Below are 2632 nucleotides of genomic sequence, written 5' to 3'. Positions count from 1 at the left end.
GCGTCGGTCGCCCGCGGGCGGGGAGAGGGGGGGCGGGAGGGCGGGGGGTGGGAGAGCGACGGCGGCGCCGGGCGGCGGGGCGCGGAGGCGACCGTGGAGATCGCGGCGGCCGGAGCGGGCGAGGACGCCGCGACGGGCGAGACGCGCCGCGTGATCAAGCGCCGGGTACCGAAGCGGTACCGACACCCCCAGTTGGACCGCGCGATCAGACGGGAGCGGACCGTCGCCGAGGCGCGCCTGACGAGCGAGGCGCGGCGGGCCGGCGTGCCGACCCCGCTGGTGTACGACGTCGACGTACCGGCGGCGACGCTGACCCTCCAGCACGTCGGCGACCGCGACCTCGCCGCCGACCTCGACGAGCGGTGGACGACCGCCGTCGGCCGTCACCTCGCGCGGCTCCACGGGGCGGGAATCGTGCACGGGGACCCCACGACGCGGAACGTCCGGATCGAACGCCGAGGGGAGCGCGACGCGCGGGCGACCCTCATCGACTTCGGGCTCGCGTACCACACCAGCCACGTCGAGGACCACGCGATGGACCTCCACGTGTTCGAGGGGTCCGTCCGCGCGACGGCGACGGAGCCGAACCCCCTGATCGAGGCGTTCGAGGCCGGCTACGCTGAAGCCGGCGACGGGGACGTCCTCGACCGACTGCGGACGGTGGAGGGGCGCGGGCGGTACCGGTAGCCGGGTCCGCCGGCCCCCTGCGGCGGCGAGCCCGTGACCGAGGAGCCGGTCCCGCCACGATTTATATCCCCGGCGAGCGATGTGCCGGTATGGCAGACAAACCGTCCTCGGGAGAGATACTCGGAATCCCGTACAACTTCGAGCGGCCGAGCCTCGGCCGGCTGCTGTCGTCGTACTGGCAACCTGGCAAGGGGATGCTGGTGGAGAAGCCGTTCGGCATCGGCTACACGCTGAACCTCGCTAACTGGCGGTCGTGGGTCGTCCTCGCGGTCGCCGGCGGGCTCTACTACCAACAGACCCAGTCCGCCGCGGCCGGCGGCGACGGCGACGGCGGCCTCGACGGAGAGGCCGACGACGGCCCCGTCGAAGTGATCGTCGACGACGACTGAGCGCGCCGCCGTCGCGGTCCTCGCGGCGACGACCGAGTCCCGCAACCAGTTCTCACGATCGATTTCGGGACGCTCTGTTTTAAATACTGGAACAACGTAAACGGAACAATGAGAGTTCAGTTCGAGTGCTCGTGCTCGGAGGAGATCTCCGAGTTCACCCGCGGAGAGACGAGCCGCGGCGTCCACGTCGAGTGCGGGAACTGCGGGGCCGTGTACGCTGTGACGATCACCGAACTCGACTGACCGGATCGTCTCGCCGGGACTCGCCGCCCCCGTCCGGTCCCCCGGTTTTTCCCGGTCCCGTCGATCGCTCCGTCCCCGTTCGGTCCGCGACCGCCGCGGACTCGAAGCGGAGTCGAACCGTCGTCCCGTCGTCGGTCGTCTCGAACCCGACGGTCCCGCCCTGCGTCTCGCACATCCACTTGACGAGCCAGAGGCCGATGCTGCTCGCGTGCGAGAGCGGCGTCTCCTGTTCCGCGCGCAACACCGCCTGCTCGTCGTCGGGGATCCCCGGGCCGTTGTCCTTGACCTCGAGAGCGGTGGTCGTTCCGTCCTTCTCGACCCGCGCGTCGACCCGACGCGTCGAGCCGTCGTTGTGCGTGACCGCGTTCTCGAACACCTCGCGGACGGGATACTCGACCGATCGATCCGCACGGATCCACGCCTCGGCGGGCGATTCGATCGTGATCGTCACGTCGGGCCCGTCGACCGCCGCCGCCGCGTCCCGGACGGTTTCGACCAGATCGATCCGCCCGTCGGGCGGGTCGGGCGACGCCTCCTCGATGACGCGCAGCTTCTCGCTTATCTCGACGACGTCGTCGGTCGTCGTCCGAATCGTCTCCAGACAGTCCCGGCTCCGCTCGTCCTCGACGCGGTCCGCGAGCAGGTCCGCGTAGCCGCGGATGACGTTGAGGTCGTTTCGGATGTTGTGGCGGAACACTCGACTCAAGACCTGGAGCTGTTGGTTCGAGGTCTCCAGCTCCCGCCGGGCCGCCTCGGCGCGGCGGCGGTAGTAGGTCAACGCGCCGTAGAGGAACAGCGAGGAGACGCCGACGACCGCCCATCCGCTCACGAGACGGCCGGGCGTCCACGCGGCCGCGTCTCCGGCGGCGACGGCGACCGCCACGTCGACCACGAGGACGAGCAGCGGTCCCGCACAGAGAAACCCGACGGCGAGCGCGCGCGGCGATCGGTCGTAGATCCGGCCGGGGAAAAATTCCATATCGGTGTTCATAAACCTCAGACGAACTCAGTCGTAAGTAACGACAGAGCGGCCCGTCTTAAATCTGATCGCGGTCACCACGGTAGTGTTTAGATAAGCTGATTCCATGCGAAGGCAAACGCTTGAAGCCAATTTTCAGCGGTATTCGGCTTGACATGGCTGAACGTATTTGAGAACTGGTTTGTTCGTCGTTTTACTTCACGAAAGACACGTTCGACGGCATTCCGATTCCCATGTGTAACGTGTTGGAATCGGAGCCCGTGACGATGACAGGCCGCCTGTAACCACGGAGCACCATCGACGAGAAAGATTGCGTCGTCGACCTGATGTTTCT

At 68.1% G+C, this 2632-nt stretch carries 4 protein-coding genes and 1 pseudogene; 3 read left to right on the top strand and 2 right to left on the bottom strand.

What is annotated here, in order from left to right:
- The 3 genes from DJ81_RS18560 to DJ81_RS19855 all read left to right on the top strand — a co-directional run.
- Nucleotides 1-687: KEOPS complex kinase/ATPase Bud32 (locus DJ81_RS18560; protein ID WP_094591068.1), on the top strand; the 687-nt coding region annotated here is incomplete at its 5' end.
- 89 nt (nt 688-776) lie between these two features.
- On the top strand, nt 777-1076 hold the full coding sequence (locus tag DJ81_RS18555) for a DUF5808 domain-containing protein (RefSeq protein ID WP_094524101.1): 300 nt from the start codon (nt 777-779) through the stop codon (nt 1074-1076).
- A gap of 108 nt (nt 1077-1184) precedes the next feature.
- Complete coding sequence (locus DJ81_RS19855) at nt 1185-1319, top strand: hypothetical protein (RefSeq protein WP_254921679.1); 135 nt, start codon at nt 1185-1187, stop codon at nt 1317-1319.
- Here the strand turns inward: DJ81_RS19855 and DJ81_RS18550 are convergent.
- The gene (locus tag DJ81_RS18550; protein WP_094591066.1) at nt 1303-2298 is read right to left on the bottom strand and encodes a sensor histidine kinase KdpD; all 996 of its coding nucleotides are present in this window, start codon (nt 2296-2298) and stop codon (nt 1303-1305) included. The two genes, DJ81_RS19855 and DJ81_RS18550, sit on opposite strands and share 17 nt — an antisense overlap.
- Nucleotides 2299-2387: 89 nt before the next feature.
- Nucleotides 2388-2632: pseudogene (locus DJ81_RS18545) on the bottom strand (IS6 family transposase); the annotation flags it as partial.

Origin of the sequence: Halorubrum sp. Hd13 (assembly GCF_002252755.1) — an archaeon.
In the GTDB taxonomy this organism is placed as follows: domain Archaea; phylum Halobacteriota; class Halobacteria; order Halobacteriales; family Haloferacaceae; genus Halorubrum.
This window is presented reverse-complemented; position numbering and strand designations above follow the sequence as displayed.

Coding starts and splice junctions, on each gene's coding strand:
- DJ81_RS18550 (WP_094591066.1), bottom strand. CDS start 2,298: ATGGAATTTTTCCCCGGCCGGATCTACGACCGATCGCCGCGCGCGCTC.
- DJ81_RS19855 (WP_254921679.1), top strand. CDS start 1,185: ATGAGAGTTCAGTTCGAGTGCTCGTGCTCGGAGGAGATCTCCGAGTTC.
- DJ81_RS18555 (WP_094524101.1), top strand. CDS start 777: ATGGCAGACAAACCGTCCTCGGGAGAGATACTCGGAATCCCGTACAAC.